This is a genomic window from Rubripirellula reticaptiva (assembly GCF_007860175.1).
In the GTDB taxonomy this organism is placed as follows: domain Bacteria; phylum Planctomycetota; class Planctomycetia; order Pirellulales; family Pirellulaceae; genus Rubripirellula; species Rubripirellula reticaptiva.
Window position 1 is genome coordinate 703,751 of sequence record NZ_SJPX01000002.1, and the last position, 22,988, is coordinate 726,738.

Annotated in this window: 19 protein-coding genes; 7 read left to right on the plus strand and 12 right to left on the minus strand. The window is 53.5% G+C overall.

Annotated elements, in window-relative coordinates:
* The first annotated feature begins 220 nt into the window (after positions 1-220).
* On the plus strand, positions 221-2,386 hold the full coding sequence (locus Poly59_RS08880; RefSeq protein WP_146533724.1) for an alpha-amylase/4-alpha-glucanotransferase domain-containing protein: 2,166 nt from the start codon (positions 221-223) through the stop codon (positions 2,384-2,386).
* Between the two features lie 14 nt (positions 2,387-2,400).
* Here the strand turns inward: Poly59_RS08880 and Poly59_RS08885 are convergent, their stop codons facing one another.
* On the minus strand, positions 2,401-3,126 hold the full coding sequence (locus tag Poly59_RS08885) for a sensor histidine kinase (protein ID WP_146533725.1): 726 nt from the start codon (positions 3,124-3,126) through the stop codon (positions 2,401-2,403).
* A 185-nt stretch (positions 3,127-3,311) separates the two neighbouring features.
* On the opposite strand from Poly59_RS08885, the gene Poly59_RS08890 reads away from it, so the two are divergent.
* Entirely contained in the window at positions 3,312-4,574 is a 1,263-nt protein-coding gene (locus tag Poly59_RS08890) for an LL-diaminopimelate aminotransferase (protein WP_146533726.1), read from the plus strand.
* A 26-nt stretch (positions 4,575-4,600) separates the two neighbouring features.
* Here Poly59_RS08890 and Poly59_RS08895 read toward each other — a convergent pair whose 3' ends face one another.
* The 3 genes from Poly59_RS08895 to Poly59_RS08905 form a co-directional block, all read right to left on the minus strand.
* Positions 4,601-5,968: a hypothetical protein gene (locus tag Poly59_RS08895; protein ID WP_146533727.1), complete on the minus strand. Its 1,368-nt coding sequence runs from the start codon at positions 5,966-5,968 to the stop codon at positions 4,601-4,603.
* A 73-nt stretch (positions 5,969-6,041) separates the two neighbouring features.
* Positions 6,042-7,631 (minus strand): FecR family protein, encoded by a 1,590-nt coding sequence (locus Poly59_RS08900; protein WP_186776108.1) that lies wholly within the window; start codon positions 7,629-7,631, stop codon positions 6,042-6,044.
* On the minus strand, positions 7,628-8,170 hold the full coding sequence (locus tag Poly59_RS08905; protein ID WP_186776109.1) for a sigma-70 family RNA polymerase sigma factor: 543 nt from the start codon (positions 8,168-8,170) through the stop codon (positions 7,628-7,630). Before Poly59_RS08905 ends, Poly59_RS08900 begins: the two co-directional genes overlap by 4 nt.
* 238 nt (positions 8,171-8,408) lie before the next feature.
* Between Poly59_RS08905 and Poly59_RS08910 the strand changes: the two genes are divergently transcribed.
* The 5 genes from Poly59_RS08910 to Poly59_RS30615 all read left to right on the plus strand — a co-directional run bounded on the left by Poly59_RS08910 (position 8,409) and on the right by Poly59_RS30615 (position 14,624).
* Positions 8,409-9,794 (plus strand): Gfo/Idh/MocA family protein, encoded by a 1,386-nt coding sequence (locus Poly59_RS08910; protein WP_146533730.1) that lies wholly within the window; start codon positions 8,409-8,411, stop codon positions 9,792-9,794.
* A 128-nt stretch (positions 9,795-9,922) separates the two neighbouring features.
* The gene (locus Poly59_RS08915) at positions 9,923-11,380 is read left to right on the plus strand and encodes a sulfatase family protein (protein WP_146533731.1); all 1,458 of its coding nucleotides are present in this window, start codon (positions 9,923-9,925) and stop codon (positions 11,378-11,380) included.
* Positions 11,381-11,382: 2 nt separating this feature from the next.
* Positions 11,383-12,393, plus strand: coding sequence for a 3-keto-disaccharide hydrolase (locus Poly59_RS08920; RefSeq protein WP_246151501.1), 1,011 nt, complete (start codon positions 11,383-11,385; stop codon positions 12,391-12,393).
* A 161-nt stretch (positions 12,394-12,554) separates the two neighbouring features.
* Positions 12,555-14,078 carry an arylsulfatase gene (locus Poly59_RS08925; RefSeq protein WP_390621459.1) on the plus strand — a complete coding sequence of 508 codons (1,524 nt, stop codon included), beginning with the start codon at positions 12,555-12,557 and terminating at the stop codon, positions 14,076-14,078.
* Between the two features lie 324 nt (positions 14,079-14,402).
* Positions 14,403-14,624: a transposase gene (locus Poly59_RS30615; RefSeq protein WP_146533733.1), complete on the plus strand. Its 222-nt coding sequence runs from the start codon at positions 14,403-14,405 to the stop codon at positions 14,622-14,624.
* A 198-nt stretch (positions 14,625-14,822) separates the two neighbouring features.
* Here Poly59_RS30615 and Poly59_RS08935 read toward each other — a convergent pair whose 3' ends face one another.
* From Poly59_RS08935 to Poly59_RS08970, 8 genes are all read right to left on the minus strand, one after another.
* On the minus strand, positions 14,823-16,268 hold the full coding sequence (locus Poly59_RS08935) for a sulfatase (RefSeq protein WP_146533734.1): 1,446 nt from the start codon (positions 16,266-16,268) through the stop codon (positions 14,823-14,825).
* A 42-nt stretch (positions 16,269-16,310) separates the two neighbouring features.
* The gene (locus Poly59_RS08940; protein ID WP_146533735.1) at positions 16,311-17,714 is read right to left on the minus strand and encodes a DUF4832 domain-containing protein; all 1,404 of its coding nucleotides are present in this window, start codon (positions 17,712-17,714) and stop codon (positions 16,311-16,313) included.
* A gap of 105 nt (positions 17,715-17,819) precedes the next feature.
* Entirely contained in the window at positions 17,820-18,476 is a 657-nt protein-coding gene (locus Poly59_RS08945; RefSeq protein ID WP_186776110.1) for a SpoIIE family protein phosphatase, read from the minus strand.
* A gap of 270 nt (positions 18,477-18,746) precedes the next feature.
* On the minus strand, positions 18,747-19,505 hold the full coding sequence (locus Poly59_RS08950; RefSeq protein WP_246151502.1) for a DUF1295 domain-containing protein: 759 nt from the start codon (positions 19,503-19,505) through the stop codon (positions 18,747-18,749).
* A 29-nt stretch (positions 19,506-19,534) separates the two neighbouring features.
* Complete coding sequence (locus Poly59_RS08955) at positions 19,535-20,584, minus strand: SAM-dependent methyltransferase (protein ID WP_146534423.1); 1,050 nt, start codon at positions 20,582-20,584, stop codon at positions 19,535-19,537.
* A 28-nt stretch (positions 20,585-20,612) separates the two neighbouring features.
* Positions 20,613-20,936: a DUF1475 family protein gene (locus Poly59_RS08960; protein ID WP_222436066.1), complete on the minus strand. Its 324-nt coding sequence runs from the start codon at positions 20,934-20,936 to the stop codon at positions 20,613-20,615.
* 11 nt (positions 20,937-20,947) lie between these two features.
* Positions 20,948-22,273 (minus strand): SAM-dependent methyltransferase, encoded by a 1,326-nt coding sequence (locus Poly59_RS08965; protein WP_146533739.1) that lies wholly within the window; start codon positions 22,271-22,273, stop codon positions 20,948-20,950.
* A complete protein-coding gene (locus tag Poly59_RS08970) occupies positions 22,171-22,983 on the minus strand; it encodes a DUF1365 domain-containing protein (protein ID WP_146533740.1) in 813 nt (270 codons plus the stop codon). The genes Poly59_RS08965 and Poly59_RS08970 overlap by 103 nt, the downstream gene beginning before the upstream one ends.
* Between the last annotated feature and the right edge of the window lie 5 nt (positions 22,984-22,988).

Below are 22,988 nucleotides of genomic sequence, written 5' to 3' on the forward strand. Positions count from 1 at the left end.
GTACAGTCGGCCAAATGCTGACGCAACGGTTGCGGTAGTAAACGGCACCGTCGTGAAACTCAGCTAATTTCTTGGCAACTTTGTCCTGCTCGACTTTACAAATCAAGTGGACTTTGACGGTTGTAGCGACCGATAAGGATGATGGTTAGCGCAGCAAGTGTTCGTCAGTACCGGACATCCGCTGCTTTAAAAACATCCAAACTCTCTCGATACATCGCACATGACTGCCAACGCTCACCTCTGCCTTGTCCTGCACAATCATCAACCGATCGGAAATTTCGACGGAGTGTTTGAGCAGGCCTATCAGGACAGCTATTTGCCGTTTTTGGACGTGTTCGAGTCTTACGAACAACTGCAGATTTCGCTGCACACCTCCGGCCCGCTGATGATGTGGTTGGCCGACCGGCACCCCGATTACCTTGACCGCGTACGAATGCTGGTCGACGTAGGGAGAATTGAGATCGTCGGTGGTCCGCAATACGAACCGATCATGCCGATGTTGCCGCCTCGCGACCGTATCGGGCAAATCCAAACCTACAGTGCATGGTTGCAACGCAATTTTGGTGTCTCGCCCACCGGCATGTGGATGCCCGAACGTGTTTGGGAATCGTCACTGACAAGCGATGTCGTGGATGCAGGTATCCGCTACACCGTGCTGGACGACTATCATTTCCGCGCTGCCGGGCTGAGCGAAGAAGAATTGACCGGCCACTTCCTGACGGAAGATGACGGCCGAGTTCTAAGCATCTTCCCAGGATCAGAACGACTTCGTTACACCATTCCGTTTCGGCCGGTCGCCGAGACGATTGACTACTGCCGAAAAGTAGCCAGTGACAGCCCCGGCGCCGTGTTGACGTTTGGCGATGACGGCGAAAAGTTTGGCACGTGGCCTGATACAAAATCACATGTCTACGAACAGGGTTGGTTGCGATCGTTCTTCGATGCCCTGACTGAAAATGCCGACTGGTTGCACACGGTAACTTTGGGCGAAGCACTTCGCCGGACTCCACCACGCGGCAAGGTGTACCTACCCGATTGCAGCTATCGCGAAATGACTGAGTGGGCTCTGCCAGTCGAATCGCAAGAATCATTTGACGACATTTCGCATGCGATGGCAGACCACCCGCGTTGGAATGATTTGAAGGCGTTTATTCGTGGCGGATATTGGCGCAACTTCAAGACAAAGTACGAAGAAACCAACGAGATGTACGCGCGGATGATGGACATCAGCCGCAGAGTCTGCGAAGCGGATGCCGCGGGTGCCGACCGTGGCGAACTGGCCGAAATTCGTGACCATCTTTACCGCGGACAATGCAATTGCCCCTACTGGCACGGCGCGTTCGGTGGCGTTTATCTGCCACATTTGCGAAACGCGATCTATAGCCATTTGATCGAAGCCGACACGCGTCTCGATAGGCTGGCGGGCGTGGATGCGAACACGGTCCAGGCATCTGCCGATGACTATGACTTTGACGGATTGCAAGAAGTCCGGCTTAGCAACAATCGCCTCGCCGCTTGGATTGCTCCGGGGCGCGGTGGCCGCATGTATGAACTGGATGTTCGTGACATCAATCACAACTTGTTGGCAACGCTGAAACGGCGTCCCGAAAGCTATCACCGCAAAGTGTTGGCCGGTGCTGGCGACGGAGCCGACGCTTGCGCAAGCATTCATGACCGAGTTGTCTTCAAGCAAGCCGATCTTGATCAACGCCTGCAGTACGACAACTACGCTCGCAAGAGTTTGATGGACCACTTTTACGACGAAGATGCGACGCTGGAATCGGTGGCTCGCGGCGAATCGCCTGAACGTGGCGACTTCGTTGACCTGCCATTCGATACGAAACTGCGACGTGGTGCCGATCGCGTGCAAGTCCAAATGCGCCGCGATGGCAATGCGTGGGGCGTTCCCATCACGATCACCAAAGCAGTCACGATGGTCGCCGGCAGCGACCGACTGTCGATCGCGTATTTGTTGGAAAATTTGCCTCAAGACCGCGCACTGCATTTCGGTATCGAAATGAACTTTGCGGGTCTGCCGTCGGGTGCGGACGACCGCTACTTTACCGATGCGGATGGCAATCGACTTGGCCAACTCGGCGAGTCGCTTGATCTGCACAAAGTAAGGGAACTGAGCCTGTCGGACCGCTGGCTTGGTATTGACATTTCGTTACAAATTGATCGCCCGAGCGGTATCTGGGCGTTCCCCATCGAAACGGTCAGCCAAAGCGAGGCCGGTTTCGAACTGGTGCATCAAAGCGTTTGCGTCCAGCCGCACTGGATCGTCGCACCTGACGCCGAAGGTCGCTGGGCCGTCACCATCGAGATGACGGCGGCCTGCGAACAAGCCACAGACGTTGTCAGCGAAGAACAAGTCATCTCACTTTAGAGAGCGAGACGCGATTACCCCAGTCGTTTTGGAACGGGGAACTGAAGCGTGAATTTGGTACCGCGTCCAACTTCGCTTTGGACGCTGATTCGGCCGCCGTGTGCTTCGATAATCTTGCGGGCCGTTGGCAGCCCAAGACCACTGCCGCCCTCTTTAGTGCTGTAAAACGGTTCGAACATGTGCATTACCGTGTTGTCATCAACACCGCTGCCTGAGTCGATCAAATCAAGCGCAACGCCACCGCGAGTGGTGTAGGTGCGTGCCCAAAGCTGGCCGCCGCGATCCATCGCTTCCAACGCATTCTTGACCAAGTTCATCAGCGCCGACTGCAGCGAATCGCTGTGCAGTTTGATCGCCGGCAAGTCAGCGTCGAGATACTTTTCAATGTCGATATCATCGGCATCAGCTTGAGCCTGATACGCTCGCAGCACATTTTCAATCTGATCGTTCAGGCTGCCCGATACCAGATCGATGTCTGTCAATCGCGTGTAACGCAGAAAGTCCCGCAGCAATCCTTCCATCCGCTCGCATTGACCACGGACAATGTCGACGCGATCGAGACAACGACGACTGCTCGGCGACTCGATCTCGGACAAGTCCTCGCTTAGCAGGTCGATGTTCATATGAATCACCGATAGCGGATTCTTAATCTCGTGAGCGAGCGATCCGGCCAATTCGGCCAGTTCCTCGTATCGAGCCCGCATCGGATCGCGCTCGTCGGAATCGGATTCAGATGACATGGACCAGAGGGGTGTACAGTTTGAAGGCTAAAACGGAAAGCAACGATAAGTGGCGCCGGCACGATCTCGGCCCCTGGATTGTAGCCGCGCCGCGGTTAAAAAGCCTTCACCCTTGCCCCGCACGCATGATCGTCCATAATCGTGGCCCGACAATCCAACCAAAACCCCCGCTAAACGACTCTGCCATGTCCGCTGTGACCAAGCCCGATTCGACTTCCGCCGACCCCTATTTCCAGTCTCTGTTCGCAGACCGCATTGGCGGCGCCGGATACGGGAAAGGCACCGAAATCTATAAGTTTGAAAAGATCAAACGGGCCAAACGAAAGGCGCTTGCCGATCATCCGGATCGTCAATTGCTGGACTTCGGTATCGGTGAGAACGATTCGATGGCGGACGCCAAAGTTCGCCAGGTCATGGCTGCTGAAATTGATAAACCCGAAAACCGCGGGTACGCCGACAATGGTGTAATCGAATACAAGCAGGCCGCTGCTGATTTCATGAAACGTAATTTCGGCGTCGAACTTGATCCGGCCACTCAGGTCAACCACTGCATCGGCAGCAAGCCCGCCTATGCGATGTTGCCCGCCGCATTCATCAATCCGGGCGACATCACGATGATGACCGTGCCCGGCTATCCTGTCGCCGGCACCCATACGCGTTACTACGGCGGCGAAGTATTCAAGTTGCCATTGCTGGCCGAAAACAATTTCTTGCCCGACCTCGATGCCGTTCCCGACGACATCTACCGTCGCACGAAGTTGCTCGTCTTGAACTACCCGAATTCACCGACCGGAAAAACGGCGACGCCCGAATTTTATGAAAAGGTCGTCGCACTGGCGAAAGAAAAGCAGTTTGTCGTCGTTCAAGACGCCGCTCACATTCTGTTGTCATTCGACGGCAAACCACTGTCCTTCCTGCAAACGCCCGGCGCAATGGACGTTGGTGTCGAAGTCCACTCGATGAGCAAGGGCTACGACATGATCGGTTGGCGAATGGGATTCGTTTGCGGCCATCCACGAATCGTTTCGGCGTTCTCGGACATCAAAGACAATTCGGACAGCGGCCAATTCATCGCAACTCAAAAAGCCGCAGCAGCAGCCCTGAATGATGATTCGATTCCCGAACGAATTCGATCGAAATACCTGCGCCGGATGAACAAGTTGGTCGCCGTGCTGAAAGAATGCGGCTTCGAATGCGAAGTCCCCGGCGGTACGTACTTCTTGTACGCAAAGTCGCCAACGGGCACCAAGTCGGGCGAGACATTTGCGGCCGGCGAAGACGCAACCCGTCATCTGATTGAACAGTTCGGCATCGTGACGGTACCCTGGGATGACGCCGGCGCATTCTTGCGATTTAGTGTCACCTATGTCGCGGCGACCGAAGCCGATGAAGACGCACTGATGGACGAAACCAAGAAACGTCTCGGCGACGCCGGGCTGGTTTGGTAGTCGCGATCGCACGTGATACAAATGTTCTAGTGACGCGGTCGATCTAGCTTTAGATACTCAGCAGCAGCCACTGCATAGTGGGTGCGTGCTTCGGGTGATTCCAAATCGTCGAAGACGGATTCGAGTTGCTCGAAGTTGCCAGTCTCGACCCAAAACCGAGCGAGCGATACGAACGTGTTCATTGCTTGATCCGACGTGCCAAGCTGGTTGACGAACTCTGCGGCGACTTTGCGATCGCCGTGCACAAACAGAGAAATTGCGACTTCGCCATTCGCGTCACCGGATCCGGGCTCGTCACCAATCCGCTTGGCCATTTCAAGGCCAGCCTCAAAATCGCCCGCCTCAATTTCATGGGCTGCGATTGCTGCTGCGGCGCTCGACCTTATCAGTGGCGATTGAACTTTATCGAGCTGGGTGATCGCAACATCGGTTCGATTTAGCTTCAACAACAACCGTATCCGCAGACTCTGCAATTCCCACTTGACTAGCGCTGCCTGATCAGGCAACGCATCGATCAAGGGGTCGACAATTTTCAAATACCGAATTGCGGCTGCGACTTCACCATCGTCGGCCAACATGAACGCAGCCTGCAATTGCCTGCTACGTATTTTGGCGATCGTTGCTAAATCGCCATAGGTGCCGAATTTAGATGACACATCGGGGCGAGGTTCTTGCTCGACCGCTTCCACCGCGTTTTCGATCAAATTCTCTAACGAGTCAAACGACTTGGACTGCAACAACTGCACAGCAAGCGGTTGAAAGGCCGCGAGCTTTGCGTCCCGATCCGCGGCCTCGTCAAACGCTTTCCTTAGCGACTCAAGCGTTGGTGGTGGCGTGGCGTTTGCTTGCTCGCGTGGGACCGTCTTTGTTTTGCTTTCGGCAACGTGCAGCAGCGTCTTCATGGTCGACTGAGTGAACGGATTATCGTTGCCATCAAGCGTCCGCTTTGCTTCATCGACAATCGCTGCGGTGCTTAGGTCGTTGTCCACTGCCGCCTGCACGGTTCCGCGCAAGGCATACAGTTTCAGCTGCGGCTTGCTGATTCGCTTGGCGGCTTCAAAAGCAGCGTCGACTTGTCCTAGGCGAGCATGAACTCGTGCGAGCGATGTGGCCGCATTGGAAATCGCCGATGGCGACTCGATTTGCGCCGAAGACTCTGCCGCCCTCGCTAACCACTGCTGAGCCTGTGCCTGTTGAGCCTGTGCCTGTGCCTGTGCCTGTTGAGCCTTCGCCGAGCAAGCAGTCCCAGCAACCAATGCGACCGCGAGAACGCAACCCACCAACCGGCGCCTTAGTGGCGACAGTTCATGGCTGCCGTTGATGATCGACATGCCGAACGCATCACACCATGGATCGCCTCGCATTCGCCTCGCCCTTCCGAAAAGTCGTGCCACGAAACCGTTCGTCATCGATCGATTTGTTTCAATGTACTCGAACGAGACGCTGCACTACTGTTCAAATCGACTGTCATTTCGCTTGATCGGTCGGACGCTGGTAATCGGCTGTGACCAATCCCCAAGTTTTTCCGACTCGGATCTCGTCGATTTGAACCGTCTCACTTGATCGCGACACGACTCGAATCTGATCAAAGATGCTGTCATCATAGATCGGCTGCGTTGCCAGCGTCCAAGTCAAAGGTTCGACGGCATCAACCGTGTCGTTCGAACGGTAGACTTGTACCAAGACTTGGTCAGGCCTTTGTTTTTGAGCAAGCACTTTGGCCACGAACAAATAGGTGGTATCAAAATCGAGTGCTGTCGACGCATTCGCAGTACGTCCGTTGTGAATCAACTTGGGTGTTCCCCGCTGTGACAGCGGGCCAATCGCGATTTTGTTTCCCTGGGGATTTCGTAGCGTTAGGAATCCCCAGCCGCGCGAAGTCTCGACTTCAGACGTTCTGCTTTTTCTCACCAGAAAGCTCAGGTAATACGCTGCATTCCGATCCATCCGAATTGGTTGTTTCATCATGCGACCGAGCGACACATTCCCGGACAACTGCAGACAGCCTCCGTCGGGCTGATTCATTCGTCCTGGCCACGAAATCGAATCCGCCGCGATAAGACGATCAAGCGGCACCGAATTGTTGACGCTAGTAGGTTGCCAGTCGCTGGCCCACCCTTTGCCACCGCTGCGATGATCGCCAAGCGTTTCGTAAGCGAAGCTTTCAGACAAGATGACATCCTGCTTCGGCACGGGCACTGGTTTAGGATTCCTAGCAAACCCAGACGCTGAAAAAGGAATCGATATGTCGCTGCCTCGCGAGGCAAACCGGCGAGCCTGACCAGCGTCCACCTGAATCGTAGACTGGTTCCCGTCCTTGAAATCACATTGCACACGACCGTCAAAGACATGAACCTCCGTCACATCGCCGGCCGAATTCACCGAAACCGCGTACTCAGTCCCCTCGTCCAAGATCGTCGAATAGGGAGTCTCTAACGTAAAAGAGTCCAAGTCGGTCATGCCACTAAAGACAGCTTTGCCAACTCGAAGACTGGCCCGGTTAACCGATACGAGGTCGAGCTTAGCCGGACCTTCGATTGTCAAAGTCACGTCGCTATCGAAACGCACCATCGCGATGCCTGCGTCAAGTTCAAGCGTCCCGCTGCTGAGTCGCTGGCCCTCGTATCGCGCGCCCCCATGGTCCGACCACCGACAACCGCTCGCTGAACTAAGCGTCGCGATCTCTTGCGATGCGATCCCGCTGGCAGCGACCTGACGTGAATCCGAAAAACGCGTCCCCATCGCCGCGCCCACCACAAGACTGATACAGGCCGCCGTCGCAATCCAAAGCAAAGCTCGCCATCGGTCTTGATGTGACAACATTGAAAGCGGCGTCACCTTGGTTTCCGCAGCCCTAACACCCTGCCGGCGATGCAGTCGTGTGTGCAAGTCAACCGACTCGACGTAGTACTGTACCGCAACCGGATTGTTGCTCAGCAAAGATTCAAGCTCTTGGATCTCATCCGCAGCGAGCTGATCATCGCATAGCCGCCCTACCAGCTTTTTCAGCCGATCATTGCGTTCTGGTTCGCCGTCGATTGGTTCATTTTTATTCAAGCGATCTCTCCTGCAACCCGAATGGATTGGCGAATGCATCCCAGCAATTGATCACGGATACGGCTGAGCGACTTGTAAACCGATTCGATGCTACGATCGACTTGTCGAGCGGTTTCGTTGGTCGTCTTTTCGGAAAAGTATTTCAGCTGAATCAGCTCGCGATCTTTTTCACGCAGTTTGGCGAGACAAGATTCAAGTGCCTCGGTTCTCGCAGCGTCTTGCGAGGACAGTGTTTCGGCCGCCTCAGCGATTTGCATCAACATCGGTTCGCTGAAAACGACTTTCGACGTCTGCACTTTTCGGTGATACCGAAGCACTTGGTAGCGGGCGATCGCGATTCCCCAGGCGGCGAAATTGGTCCCCGGTTCGAACTCGTCATACTTCCGCCACATCGTCGCGCAGGTGTCTTGCAGCAGATCTTCTGCGTCAGCCATGTTGGGCACCATCGAGAGAATGAATCCCAGCAATCGACGCTCTGATTGCAAAAACAGACGCATGAACACTTCTTCATTCGCTACGTCGGTTTCAGCGTCATTCATGGTCATTTTGCGTCGGCTCGCGGTCATGGGCACAGAAGGAAATCGCGACAGAAGCGATTATTGGAACCAGGTTCTTCGCAAAAGGTGAAGTTTTTCAGTATCTTCGACAATCCGCAGAAAAACACCTCCAGTTTTAGGCGTGCCGAGCGATTACCTGTATCAACCGCTTTTCCACGGCCTCACCTCCGCTTCCCCTCGATCTGCCCAGACCACTGGAACCTCCCACTGGAACCTCCGCATGAAACCCGCAGTCAAGCCAAGCACGTCACGCCGAAAATTCTTGGCTCAGGCCAGCGCCACCGTAGTCGCCGCCTCGGTTCCTTACACCTTCACTGCGTCACGATCCCTCGCACAATCGAAGAGCCAACGCCTGGGTTTCGCGTTGATCGGCGTCGGCGGCAATGGCACACGGACAGCGCCGGTCGGCAAACAATTTGCTGATCTGGTGGCCCTTTGCGATGTGGACTCAAACCACCTCGCCTATGGCAACCAATTGCTGTGCGATGGAAAGGCCGACTTGCATGCGGACTATCGCGATGTGCTGACGCGCGAAGACATCGACATCGTACAAATTTCAACGCCCGATCACTGGCACACAAAAATTTTGATCGAAGCGATGTACGCAGGCAAAGATGCGTACTGTGAAAAACCGCTAACACTTACGATCGACGAAGGTAAGTTGATTCGCAAGGTCCAGCAGGAAACCGGCAAAGTGGTGCAAGTCGGAACGCAACAACGCAGCAGCTTCAATTTTTTCAACAACGCTCTCGCCGTCATTGCCGATGGACGGCTTGGCAAATTGTCGAAGATCACCGTTGGCATCGACGCAGGCGGTTGGAGCCCCGAGATCCCGGTCGCGAAAGTTTCGGAAGGCTTAGACTGGGATCGCTGGTTGGGGCCAACTCCGAAAACGGAATTTCGCTATTTGGCCGATCCGAAAAAAGACTCTGCAAGAAACTACACCAATGGGCACACGCACTTTCGTTGGTGGTACGAACACTCGGGCGGCAAATTAACGGACTGGGGTGCACATCATATCGACATCGCCATGTTGGCAATCGCCGCCGCAGGCCAAAACAATGACCCTGTGTCCGTTGGCGGAAAGTCAAAGCACGATGTCGATTTTAAAGACGGAGTCGCGGTTCAAAAAAACCGCTACAACACGGCTCGCGAATTTGACTTGAACGTCAACTTTGCCGGTAACGATGTGGTGATAAACATTCGCCACGATGTTGATAACGGCATCCTGTTCGAAGGTGAACTTGGTCGCATCTTTGTCAATCGTGGCAAGTTGGTTGGCAAGCCAATCGAAGACCTGGTCGCAAAACCGCTGCCCGATGATTCGATAGCCAAGATCTATCGCAACATGCCGATGCAGGGCAATGACCGCGATGCTCACTGGGCCAACTTCATCGACTCGATCGAAAAACGGACGCTTCCGATTTCGGACGTGCACTCGCACATGAAAATGCTCAATGTGTGTCACCTCGCTGGTATCTGCTGCCGCTTGGGACGCACCATTCACTGGGACCAAGCATCCGAAACCATCACGGGCGACGAATTGGCCGCCAGCATGATGAGCCGTCCGTATCGCGAAGGATTCGAAATCGATATGGGCAACTAAGCACAAGGCGAAAAGAGCTGCCAAGGACTTTTCGCAATTTCGACGACGCCACTCGTTCGCTGCTTTATCCTGAGGCGTCGACCGACGCACTTCATTTTCTGCAATCATCCTCCCGCCCGAGTCTTCCGATGCCAAGTCTTCGATTGTTCCATGTCGCCACGTTGTTCGCTGCGTCGTGGATACTCTTTTGCCAATCGAGCGTCCAAGCCGAGCGTCCTAATGTGCTGTGGATCTATGTCGACGACATGAGCGACTGGATGGGATGCTACGGCGACAAGATTGCCAACACGCCTAACATCGATAGCCTTGCTGCGGGCGGTGTCTTGTTCCAGCGAGCCTACATTCCAGCGCCGGTCTGTTCAGCAGCACGTTCAGCCTTGATCACCGGAACGATGCAAACCACCCACGGACTGCACAATCATCGAACGATGATCAAGAAGCCGCTGCCCGATGGCATCGTCACGGTTGCGGAACTGTTTCGCAAAGCGGGTTATTTGACATTCAACGAAGCCAAGGACGATTACAACTTTGACCGCGACCGCGACCAGATGTACTCGCCCGAGTTCAATCGCCCTACACGCAAGCAGGTGAATTCGCACATGCTCGGACTCGACGCTTCGTGGCTAGAACAACTTCAAGGCAAAAAGTTTTTCGGCCAAATCCAACTCAAAGGTGGTAAGACTGGCGGCGAAACGGGATCAAAGTACCCAGCCGACAGCCGTGTCAGCGAAGATCAAGTGACGGTGCCACCGCAATATCCCGATCACCCGGTGTTTCGCAACGCAATCGCAAGACACTATGAACAAATCGCCGAAACCGACGCTCAAGTCGGAGCCATCATCGCAGCTCTCAAAGCTTACAAGTTGTGGGACAACACGGCCGTGTTCTTCTTCACCGATCATGGCAGCCCTCTGCCGCGAGCCAAGCAGTTTCTATTCGAGGACGGGACAAAAATCCCACTCGTCGTTCACTGGCCCAACGGAACCAACAAGTTAACCCAACACGGAACATCGCGATCCGACCTTGTCAGCGGTATCGACATCACGACGAGTTCGCTCGGATTGGCGGGAATCGAAATTCCCTCATTCATGGAAGGAACCGATCTATTCGCCAGCGACTATCAGCCACGCAAATACGTCATTTCGGCGCGTGACAGGATGGGCAACGCGATCGACCGAATTCGCACCGTGCGTTCCCAGAGATTTCGATACACACGAAACTACATGACTGACCGAGCGCTTTATCAGCCACAATATCGCGACGGCTACGCCACGTTCACAACGCTACGAGAATTGCTGGGATCGGGAAAACTTAGCCCGCTGCAACGGTCATACTACGATGCAGTCAATCGGCAAGCAGACGAACTCTACGATTTACAGAACGACCCGCATCAGACAATCAACTTGGCGAAGAACCCCGAGTTTGCAGAGATACTGAGCGAACATCGTCAGCACCTCGATCAGTGGGAAGACGCCACCGACGACAAGGGACGATACCCGGAAAGCCAAGCGGCACTGAAATTAGTCTTCGAGTCATCAGCCGGAACCTGCGTTTCGCCTGAGTACGATTTTTTGAAAACGGAATGACCATGAGCTCACAACGCTGCGTAATCTCGTTTTTATTTTTATCCGTGCTGGCTTTGTTTTGGACATCGTCCTTGCACGCACAGTCGGTGCCCCAAGAACTTCTAGGCGATTGGTCGCTTGAACTTCAATCGGGACAACCAGCTTGGATGAGCATTGTCGAAAAAGAAGGACGCGGCTCCGTTTACATGCGTGTCTACATCGGCCCCGATGGTCCCTACGAAGTTACCGAAGTCTTCGATGGACGCATCAAGTTTTCGCTCGAACCAAAACGCAAAACGAAAGATGGCGAGGTCACTGCGGTCCAAACGGTGGATGTTGGCTTAACCAACGGCAAGCTGGACGGAGTGATCATTCGCACGCCCAGCAAAGGCAACGCAGAAGAACGCACCCCATTCACAGGCAAGTACATTCCCGCGATGCCTCCGGTCGCTCCCGACCTGTCGAAGGTCCATTTTGGCCACCCGATTTCGCTGTTCAATGGCAAAGACTTGTCGGGCTGGAGAACTCACGAATCCGACAAGACAAATGGCTGGAGTGCAATCGACGGTATGCTGGTCAATACGACAACCAAGACGGACTTTAGCGCGACGGGCGATTATGCCAATTTAAGAACTGAAGCTGAATTTGAAGACTTCTGGCTCCACATCGAGTTTCTCGTCGAAGAAGCTCGAAACAGCGGAATCTATCTGCGCGGCATGTACGAGGCTCAAGTGGTCGACCGCGACAGCCGGATGCAAGGGATACAAGGCGTCGGCGCGATCTTCGGCAGAATAGCTCCGTCGACCAATGCCGGTAATCCTGGCGGACACTGGCAAACCTATGATTTGACGCTCGTCGATCGCCACGTCACCGTTGTTCTAAATGGAGCGAAGGTGATCGACAACCAACCGGTCATCGGACCAACGGCCGGTGCGATTTACACCAACCCGGCCGCCTCCGGACCGATCTATCTACAAGGAGACCACACCACCGTTCGGTTCAAGGACATCTACTTGGCTCCTGTCGTGAAATAGTGTTTTGCGCTGTCAGAAATGCCGCATCAAGCACGCAAAGCATCACCCGCGAGCCTAAACTGGTTTCCAACGGGGGCCTTGTGGTGACCGCCATTGACGGAAACCAATCACTTCCGACGTCGATAAACCTAGTACCGAAAGTACCGATGCTGATGTTTAGAATGCTGACCCTGGCCTTGTTCAGCCTTACTGTTTCGAGCTCACTTTTCGGCGCAATCGCCGAGCAACGCCCTAACGTCATCTACATTTTTGCGGACGATCTGGGTCCAGGAATGCTGGGATGTTATGGCCAGCAGATTGTCACAACGCCCAACATTGACAAGCTCGCTCGCGAGGGGATGAAGTTCAACAATTACTACGGCGGTGTATTCTGTGCGCCGGCGCGTTGGACTCTATTGACGGGTATGCATGATGGTCGCATTGGTGGTTGGGAGCAAACCCGCGCGGGACTGCCCATTTACCGAGACGCTGGCAATATCACCGAGGACGAGTATCAAAAAGCGCTTGCCAAATTGAAGGCGAACGCTCATCCAATCGCCACCAACGAAGTGTTTCTTGGCCAGATCGGTCAGCAAGCAGGTTACGCAACGGCACAATTTGGCAAGCTTGACATTGGCTTTCTAACCTGGCACGAACGCGTCAAACGATTCGGCTGGGACTTCTACGAAGGTTACTACGACCACCAACGTTGCCATGGTTTTTACCCACCCTATTTGTGGCGAAACGGCGACCGTTTTGAGTTGCCCGGAAACACGATGGCAGACTGTGGCAAGACGAGTGAACGCGGCGATGAACCCGTTGGCTATGGCGGAGAAACCTATTCCCAGAATGTCTTTATCGAAGGAATTTTAAAGTATTTGCGCAACCACAAAGACGAACCATTCTTTCTGTATCATCCAACCCAGTTGCCGCATGGGCCGGTCTCGATACCGGAACTGCATCCTGATTTTGCCAATCATCCAACCTTGACACTGGCAGAAAAGAAGTACGCATCGATGGTCAAGATGCTTGACGATCATGTTGGACTGATCATGGCAGAACTAAAGGCATTGGGTATCGACGACAATACGATCGTCCTGTTTGCATCGGACAACGGCCACGAACTCTACTACGGCCCCAAAGACAATTACAAGAAACAACGACTGACGATCAACGAGCCCGCGAACTTGGCCGACAAGAAGTGGCGAACGTCAGAGTGTGGCGACGTCTTCGACGGTGCTCATGGTCGGGCCGGGCTAAAACGCAGTGCTTACCAAGGCGGCATGCAGTGCCCATTGATCGCACGCTGGCCTGGAAAAATCAGCCCGGGTGCCGAGACAAACTTGCTGGCCGCGCACTACGATTTTTTGGCAACCCTCGCTGAACTTGTTGGCCGGCAAGCACCAGCCGGGAAAGATGGAATCTCGTACCTGCCGACGCTGCTAGGCCAGCCACAAAACCAACAGCACGACTACGTCATCGTCAACAACCACTTCGCGCAGATGGGCAGCCGTGCCTTGATCACTCGCGAAGGTCTGAAATTGGTGGAAGCGAATCGAAATCAGGGTGTTTTCCAGCTTTACGACATCCTTCAAGACAACGAAGAACGGAATGATCTCGCCAGTCACCAACCCGAAAAGGTTGCTCAATTAAAAGCGATTCTTCAGTCTGAAACGGACTCACCACGCCCAGACCTTGGCATGTAGGGAAAGTCGTCTTTCTCTGAGACAGACTCACCGATTTCGGCTGGCAAACCGACCTGAAGGTCGGTGTCCGATCGCTCTTCAATCTTCCGACTTTGCCGGCGATCTAATCCGATCTAGCGATGCCTCGTCTCGAAGAGTAATCAGCTCTGGCTCTGCCCCATCACCTATTATTTGGTAGGACAGTCGCCAGACACGCTTTCCGCTGGAGTCGGCGAAGTAGAGAGGACTCTCACTAAGGCACTGTTTAACAAACTGATCTGTTCAGATTTGAACGCATTCGCCCCCCCCGGAGCACCTACCAAAGTGCTCCAAGGAGGAAGCCCAATGACACGTCACGGTCGCACAGATGACGAGTTCGATGCAATCCGTCATCTGCTGCCCAAACAACCATCTGATCGACCGGGTCGATGTTGGATCGATCATCGTTCTGTAATAGACGGCATTCTGTGGATCGCTAAGACGGGTATGGTTGCCCGCTCGTCCCATTGCCGAAGTACTAACCGAGTGAAAACAGATTCCTTTGTAGCCGTCGATCCACCGCGCTAGCTGACCATAAACAGGCTGACCATAAACAGGCGAACCAGAAACTGACTGGCCCGAAACATAATGCCCATCAAAAATGCTAACCGGAATTGCCACCAGTAAAAGCAGCAGAAACGCACGCCTAAAGTCCATCATCACTCCTACTCCACGAAGCTGTGGAATCAACAAATGGGCTTGCTGATTCCCCCTAAGCCTTTGCGACTAGTTTTTCTTTCCCTTGCGTTTTGTCTTGGCGTTCGGATCATATTTCGGATTCGGTTCGGAAGGAACGATTGCGTGGACCGATTGATGCCAATCGAGCAGGTCACCGAGCAGTTCATCTCGCTTGGCGGTGTTCAACGTGGCGAGATCGGTGCGTTCGCCGATATCATCCTTTAGGTTGTAGAGTTCAGTAGCATGGTTGGTGGCGAGCTTCTCGCGGCCACCGTCAAGTTGCCATTCTTCTAAAAACAGATGTAGTTTCCAGTCACCCTTGCGAATAACGCTGACAGGACGGCTGCGGAAACCGGTCCTGACATCAAGTTCGCGGCCGCGAATGACCGGGCGATCCAGGTAACCGGGGAAGTGCCAGAAAATGGCCTGACGCTTCAGTTCGCCTTCGCCACTGAGTAGTGGCAACAAGCTTTCCCCGTCAAGCGTCTTCTCGGTCGAGGCACCAGCGGCGGCTAGGAAGGTCGGCAGCAGATCGACGTTGATGACCGGCACATCACAAACACTGCCGGGCTTCGTAACACCGGGCCAGCGCACGATCATTGGCTCGCGAATGCCGCCTTCGTAGTAACCGCCCTTGCTGCCCCGAAGAGGTTCCTGCGAAGACTGCTGAGTGGCGCCGTTGTCACTGGTAAAAACGAGAAGCGTGTTTTGATCAAGCTTCAGTTCTTTCAGTTTGTCCAACAGCATGCCGACGCTCGCGTCGAAGTCATACGTGCATGCGGCGTACATAAGGTCGCCTTTACTAATGTCGGGATATTTCGCTTTTAACATCGCCACAGTCTCAGGTCGGCCTTGCAGTGGACCATGAATCGCGTGATGAGCGAGGTAACAGAAGAAGGGCCCTTCCTCATTCGCTTCGATGAATTCGATTGCCTTGCGAGTCAGCGTGAAAACGCCTTTCGGATCGTCGGGCGGTCCGGCTTTGTTTCCTTCCGAGCCCTCTTTGAGTTCGCCATCACCAAACGAATCAAAAGTCAGGTCAAAACCCTGTACCGATGGTTTCGCGCCACCCGGTCCATCGAGATGCCATTTCCCAACATGACCTGTTTTGTACCCCGCCGACTTCAGCGTTTCGGCCATCGTGATATTTTCGGCGGCGAGCCCCCCTTTGTTCGGCACCGAAATCAGACGGTGCTGCGTCTTGTTTCCACGATCCGTGCTGCCGACGGCATAGACGTGATGACGCGGGGTGTAGTTTCCGGACAGCAGGCACGCGCGGCTCGGCGCACAATTACCAGCCGAGGCGTAGGCGCTGGAGAAAACCATACCTTCCTTTGCCAGCGCATCGAGCACAGGTGTTTCGCACAGGCGACTGCCCTGATAGCTAACGTCTTTCCAGCCAAGATCATCTGCGAAGACGAGAATGATATTCGGCCGGTCTGCCGATGCGATGCCATGAATCAAGCAACACAGAAAGAGAAGTGCGGTACGCATGGTGGCAAGGACTTGGATTCGTGGGGCCAATGAAATATGAATTTATCGCGAACTGCTGCGATCAACTCTCATCAATGATAACCAACCAGCCACGTCGCGGTCCTGGGTTGCGTTGGCAAATCGCAACGGCAGGCCGCCAGGCAACGCATTAGGAACTCGCAGCGCGAGCGTGTATTTTCCGGCTGGAACGTCCGATACATCCCACGTGTCCCTCCATTGACGCACCGGATCGCCAGGCAAAAGTCCAGTGATTTCGCCAGTTGCTTGAATCGTCTTGATCACATTTCCCTCAACAATCAATCCGTACTCGGCTTTCCATGGATAGTAAAACGGAGCGACACCACGGTTTTCCAGCTTCAAATTGATGTTAAGCCTGTCCTTGTCGACGACAACACTGACCGCTGGTACATGGAACTCATAGCCCATGTGACGAACTTCAGCCTTTGCTCGCTGCAACCGTTCTGCGGCAGACTTCTTTTCGAACATGCCTGTGTCCATTAACCAAGAAACATGCGTCTGGTCGACACAGTATCGAAAGTCTTGAATCTGCTTGTCACCCGGATCTACATCGAACACTTTGCCCCAAGCCTCGGGGCGAATCTCGCCGCCGATCGGATGTGTTTTCCATTTCTCGATCGCACCAGAACCAGCCTGCCGAAGGGCCGGCATGTAGAACCAACTGTCTTCCTTCTTGCCGGTGTCAATCGTCGCCCACGCAAAAGAGTCGTCGTGATAGCCGAACGGCCGAGAGGCGTTCGAGGCTTTTCCCCACGTGTTTTCACCGGCCGGATAACGCAGCAGTACCGGCGTGATTCTGAACGCAGCAGCATAGGAATCCATGACTTCGGCCTGAACGGTCTTCGAAGCAAACAGTTCATCCTTGGGATATGTGTGCCATTCGCCCCACGTTCCCAACAGCCCCGCGGTAATGAAACCTATCCGAGCATCGCCGTCATATTTCTTTCCGAACGCCGCAATGAAATTGCTCAGCGCCCTTCGAAGGTTCTTATCCTCGTAGTCAGGCGTCTCGATATTCGCGGGCGGGAACGGTTGAGTGTTCGTATTGAGATACTTGTGAACTTCCAGACCATCATCAAGCAAAAACTTTGGAATGATGTCCGTCTTTCCCGGATACTCCAAATAGATTCGAAACACCGCCTGATGACCTCGCCCCGCGATCCTGCTCACGAGATGTTCAATCGGCTGCCAATCGAACTCGTCATAGCCTTTCACCAAGTCGGAGAATCCGACGTAACCAAATTCCATCGAATGCGGGAAATGCACATTCGTGTCACTCGCATACGGAACCAATCCTTTCAACGGATTCGCAACGGCAGCCGGCGCGTACGCCAGTTCGATTGCATCATCACCTGATGCACTTAGCGACAACGAAAACAACATCAAAGTAGCGACAAACGCCCGATAGAATATTCGATTTCTCGTCATCTCTATATGTCGTCCTCTTGGAGCTCGCACCCGATTCGCATAAGAGCCAGTATCCGGGCTCACGATTTGGTGCAGGCACCACAACCGAGTGGGATTGAACCTCGTTTACGCAAATGCTGTTGAATCTCTTGGGCGTTGAAACAGCCGTAGTGGTGCCAGCAAGTTATCTCTCAAACGAGTGCCAACGTTGGTGACTCGGCAAACAATGATCGTGCTTTCCTCATCTGTCGCACTGTTGTCTTGGATCAAACCGATCAAATGAGCAATCCTGGACTCTGGGTTCGTGTGCGGCGAGTCCTGCAATGACTCAATCAGTCGAGTGTGACCGACGATTCCGCCAGTTGGGAACGCTGATTGAGCAAACCCGTTTCCGTAGAGAACGATCGTATCATCCGGTTCGAGTTTGGTTTGGATGTGACGATACTCGCTTTCACTGTACAACCCATCAACTTCCTCACCGGCGTGCGTCACGAGGCGAGTTTCGCCGTGAATGGCTTCCCACTTCTGCTCGCGAGCGCGAAAAACAAGCGGCGGAGGATTTCCAATGTTGCACATCACGAAACTTCGAGTCGAAGCAAAATAGGTCGCGACGGTTGCTGTGCCACAACAACCCTGCTTGGCAAACTCACGGAACTGATGGCCAACGTTTTCAACCACCTTATTTTGCCAAATCGAATTGATGTTGCGAATCAGCCCGTCGCGCATCTCGCAAGAAAGTCGTCGAAACGTCTCTTCCGAGCCGCAGATGTCGGCGATCATCATCCGCGTAATCCGTCCGGATGCACATGAAGAAACGAAGTGAACTTCGCCTCCGCCTTCCCTACACTGATTTGCCTGCCGACTGCATATTTGCATTGTCAAGCCAGGCATGTCGTAGCTTGCATCATAGCTCAGGCGCCCACCGACAACCTCCAAGCACCTTTTCTGTTTCGGACGACTACTGGGCATACTTGACTCACAGGATTTGAATGTTTTACGTCAGTGTAGAACGGCGACAAGCGATTCACTCGGCGGCTGCTGCAGACTGCGTTATCACACGAGCTTACTGCCATGCCTACGTGCAGGCGGCCAAGGGAAAAACGCACTGGTCCGACAGATGTAGTCACGGTACTCACCCGAACGGTTCGCAAGGCTCTTTTCCAACAACGCAACGCCTGAGACTTTCAGCAGCAGAAACGTCATCAGAATGGGGCTGATAGCTAGCCAAAGAGTCGAAGACGAAGCCGACACCCAAAAGATACCCCACCAGATCAGTGAGTTGCCAAAGTAGTTCGGGTGCCGAGTGTAACGCCAAAGGCCTCGGTCCATCACTTTGCCATTATTTTCAGCCTTGGACTTGAATCTCGCCAACTGGAAATCACCAACCGATTCAAACAAGAACCCAATCGCCCAAACGATCAACCCTGCATAATTCGGCAGAGACATCGGAACCGTCTCGCACGATCCAACTTGAATAGGCAGCGAAATCAACCACATCACGGCTCCCTGCAAACCAAAGACTGTGACCAGACTCACCCACCAGAATGAACCACCGCGGTGGTCCCGCATAGCTGCGTAACGCGAGTCCTCACCTTTGCCATGATTTCGCCACGCCAGGTAGGCAGCTAGCCGAACGCCCCAGATCGTCGTCATCGCGACCAGCAGAATCGAACGCAGATCTTGCGTCGCTACAGCCATGGTCATCCAAGCGATCAGGACAAAACCGAGTCCCCAGAAAATATCGACAATGCTTGCGTCCTTCAGTCGCAAACTGACCAACCACAACACAACCATCGCGATAGAAACTAGCACGGCATTGATTATCAAGATTTGAATTACGCTCATCTCGATTGGCCCGGCAACTGCTTCACATCAAACAGATAGTGTCCAACACCCCACTGGTTACCATTGTCGTACTTAAACAATTCGGCGCAAGCCATGAAGAACATCCGCCAGCGCTGAACCAAAACCTTCGGCAGCTCGTCGCTCTTCGACGCAATCAAAGCTTGCTTCACCGCAGGCTCTCGTGCATCCAAACGCGACAACCATGCTTCACAAGTTCTTGCGTACTGCCGACCGTCAATCCACCACTGCTGCTTGACGGACAAGTCCCTTTGGTAACGCAGAAACAAATCCTCAGCCGGCATGATTCCACCGGAGAAGAAGTGGCGTCCCATCCAGTTCTGCTCGCCTTCGGTTTCGAAAGTGTAGGCTAAGTTTCGATGGCAGAAAATGTGCACAAACAGTAGTCCACTCGGGACCAACCAACGTGCGATCCGGCTAAGCAAGTCTTCGTGATTGCGAACATGCTCAAACATTTCTACCGAGACAATTCGGTCGAATTGTTCCGAGGTATCAAAGCTGCCAACGTCAGCCGTGAGAACGTTGACGTTATTAAAATGACGTTGTTCGGACTTCCGATCGATGAACGCTTTCTGGCTGGTCGAGTTCGATAGCGACGTGATTTGGCAGTCTGGATACTTTTCTGCGATCCAAAGCGAGAGCGACCCCCATCCACAGCCGAGGTCCAAGACTCGCATTCCGTTTTCAATACCGGCACGTTCGCATGTCAGCCTTAACATCGCTTCCTCCGACTCGTCCAATGACGCAGTCGGTTTTTCCCACAAGCCGCAACTGTATTTCAATCGCTTGCCCAAAACCAACTCAAAGAAATCGGCTGGCACCTCATAGTGCTGTTCGTTGGCGCGGTGAGTCTCGATCGTGACCACACTTCGGCGTTGCCGATCAGCAAATTCGTCCAAAGCGTGTTCATATTGCCCGGCGGCGAGCAACCTTTCCTGCTCGAGGCGTTCACGCAGCAACTTTCGCATACCAAAACGAATCACGGGATCGGGAAGCCAGCGTTTCTCGGCTAATTGAATCATCGACATCATCTATTCCTCGATACTTCCACGTAATTCAAATGGCGGGCTCATGACGCAGCAAAAGTGCGTCCCAAGAAAATTTCTCGATTTTGGATAACTGCCATAGCAGATATCCAGACATTGCGAAGTTGCCAAACATCAGGATCGCGACCAACCAAGCCCCACGAGCGAGCCAGCTCGGTTCCTTGTAAGCAACCCAAACAAAGAACGTCAGGAAACCGAAGTAAGCATCTAGCAAAGTTGCGAGAAACCAAGGGTCTGGCCACAAACCGGTACCGGCATTCAGTACGCTGCGGTCGAGTGATGCCACAGTAGTGACCCAAGTCATGCACGCGATCACAACGAAACATAAGGTCATCAAGATTCCCTTCATTGAATCGCCCCTAGCGATGGATAACGCGGCTCTAATCGGTTGCCAGGCTTCTGAAGCAGAATCTGAGAAACGCCAATTTGCTTTTCACGAAACGCACCTTCACAATAGCAAAGGTAATAATCCCAAAGCCTCAGGAAGTGATCGGTCATCCCAAGATCCCGAATCGAGTCAAGATTTCCGTGAAAGTTTTCGCGCCAACACTGAAGGGTTCGCGCGTAGTGCAGTGCAAAGTCCTCCAGATGTGCAAATTGAAAATCAGTCGCTCGACCGACAGCACCAGTCAGTGCCCCCAGCGAAGGCAAGCAACCACCCGGAAAAATGTACTTTTGGATGAAATCGACCGAAATCCGATAACGATCATAGCGTTGATCTGGAATGGTGATCGCTTGCAGTGCGAACAGCCCTTCAGGCTTCAGCAAACTCGAACACTTGGCGAAAAAAGTGTCGTAGTATTCATGCCCGACGGCCTCGATCATTTCAATCGACACAAGCTTGTCATACTCGCCCGAAAGGTCTCGATAGTCGGACATCAACAGCGATACTCTGTCGTCGATCCCCAACTTTCCAAACCGCTGCTTGGCAAAGTCATGCTGCTGTTTTGAAATCGTAGTTGTCGTTACACGGCAACCATAGTAACGGACTGCATGTTCGGCGAAGCCGCCCCAGCCGGTGCCAATCTCAAGCACTTCATCACTCGGGGCGAGCCTCAGTTTTCGACAGATCCGATCGTACTTTTCAATCGACGCATCGCGCAGTGAACTGCCTGACGCAGGAAAGACGCCGCTAGAATAAGTCATCGTTTCGTCCAAGAACAACGAATAAAAATCGTTGCTGAGATCGTAGTGCGCAGCAATGTTGCGGCGACTTCCAACACGAGTGTTACGGTTAAACCGATGAGCGACTTTACGTCCAATGTCAAGCAACGTATTTCCCCACCCGCCTAAGTCAGATGAGGCTTGCATGTTTCGTGCAAAAACACGGATCAAAGCGACGAGATCATCACAAGTCCAGTGACCGTCGCGATACGATTCACCGACTGCGATGCTGCCGCCGAGCGCGACCTCTCGATAGAAAACGGGATCATGCACTTGGATCGTCACATGCAGTTCTGACGCATGATCTCCAAACGTGTTTGTCGACTCGCTATCGATGACAGTGACCCTTCCACCTTTAATATCTCGCAGCTTCGCCAACACCGCCTTACGCAAGGTGCGATTGATTAATCCTGCTGACGATTTTTTAGATTGGTCAGATCCTTCGCTGGCGGCGTATTCTGCACGTGGTTCTCTTGGTCGCTTTGCGGATGGGGATAAAACTGACATTTCTTCATCCAAAGTCTTAGAGCTTGAAAATAGATGGCGCTAATGATGTGGGCAGCTGCAATGGGACGCCGAACCATGCCGCGAATGAGCTGTCCGTCAGTCATCGCAATTCGATTCAACTGCAAATCAGCTTGGAAGATCCGGTCGCCTTGGCGATCACATCCCAACGACAAATTCAACTTTTCACCGGGCGAGCCAATTCGCCACTCGTACTGCGAATCCATCCCCATAAACGGTGACACATGAAATTCTTTGGCATGAGAATAACGTTCGGCAGAACCGGGACGCCGATTGCCCTCCCAAAGCACGTAAGCGTGACGTTCATTCCATGGCGTGTTGCTAACTTCTGCCACCTGCGCGACCAGCGACTCGTGCTGGTCGAAACAGTAGAAAACGTTGATAGGACTGAAGTAGACGCCAAAATGACGCAACTGTGTCAGTAATCTGACAGGACCGTCCAATCGCAGCCCTGTCTTTTCTCTAACGAAATCATAAACAGTATTGATCATTGGCAAGGCTGGATTGCCGAAGTGATCGGCGCGCCGATACGAAGCAGGCGCGAAACGACGGTTGCTTAGACACCAACTCGCTTGCACGACATCAGCGACCTCTGCCAAGTCTAGGTAAGCCCAGGATGTGGAGTGTTGGAATTGATGAGCTGGAGACAATCGTTGATGCCGAACGTGACCGCGATAAAGGCAACTGTGCATCGTCA

Excerpts from the sequence above, each read along its gene's own strand:
- Poly59_RS08880 (WP_146533724.1), top strand. The coding sequence starts at position 221 with ATGACTGCCAACGCTCACCTCTGCCTTGTCCTGCACAATCATCAACCG.
- Poly59_RS08885 (WP_146533725.1), bottom strand. The coding sequence starts at position 3,126 with ATGTCATCTGAATCCGATTCCGACGAGCGCGATCCGATGCGGGCTCGA.
- Poly59_RS08890 (WP_146533726.1), top strand. The coding sequence starts at position 3,312 with ATGTCCGCTGTGACCAAGCCCGATTCGACTTCCGCCGACCCCTATTTC.
- Poly59_RS08905 (WP_186776109.1), bottom strand. The coding sequence starts at position 8,170 with ATGAATGACGCTGAAACCGACGTAGCGAATGAAGAAGTGTTCATGCGT.
- Poly59_RS08910 (WP_146533730.1), top strand. The coding sequence starts at position 8,409 with ATGAAACCCGCAGTCAAGCCAAGCACGTCACGCCGAAAATTCTTGGCT.
- Poly59_RS08915 (WP_146533731.1), top strand. The coding sequence starts at position 9,923 with ATGCCAAGTCTTCGATTGTTCCATGTCGCCACGTTGTTCGCTGCGTCG.
- Poly59_RS08920 (WP_246151501.1), top strand. The coding sequence starts at position 11,383 with ATGAGCTCACAACGCTGCGTAATCTCGTTTTTATTTTTATCCGTGCTG.
- Poly59_RS08925 (WP_390621459.1), top strand. The coding sequence starts at position 12,555 with ATGCTGACCCTGGCCTTGTTCAGCCTTACTGTTTCGAGCTCACTTTTC.
- Poly59_RS30615 (WP_146533733.1), top strand. The coding sequence starts at position 14,403 with ATGACACGTCACGGTCGCACAGATGACGAGTTCGATGCAATCCGTCAT.
- Poly59_RS08935 (WP_146533734.1), bottom strand. The coding sequence starts at position 16,268 with ATGCGTACCGCACTTCTCTTTCTGTGTTGCTTGATTCATGGCATCGCA.
- Poly59_RS08940 (WP_146533735.1), bottom strand. The coding sequence starts at position 17,714 with ATGACGAGAAATCGAATATTCTATCGGGCGTTTGTCGCTACTTTGATG.
- Poly59_RS08945 (WP_186776110.1), bottom strand. The coding sequence starts at position 18,476 with ATGATGATCGCCGACATCTGCGGCTCGGAAGAGACGTTTCGACGACTT.
- Poly59_RS08955 (WP_146534423.1), bottom strand. The coding sequence starts at position 20,584 with ATGTCGATGATTCAATTAGCCGAGAAACGCTGGCTTCCCGATCCCGTG.
- Poly59_RS08960 (WP_222436066.1), bottom strand. The coding sequence starts at position 20,936 with ATGACCTTATGTTTCGTTGTGATCGCGTGCATGACTTGGGTCACTACT.
- Poly59_RS08965 (WP_146533739.1), bottom strand. The coding sequence starts at position 22,273 with ATGTCAGTTTTATCCCCATCCGCAAAGCGACCAAGAGAACCACGTGCA.
- Poly59_RS08970 (WP_146533740.1), bottom strand. The coding sequence starts at position 22,983 with ATGCACAGTTGCCTTTATCGCGGTCACGTTCGGCATCAACGATTGTCT.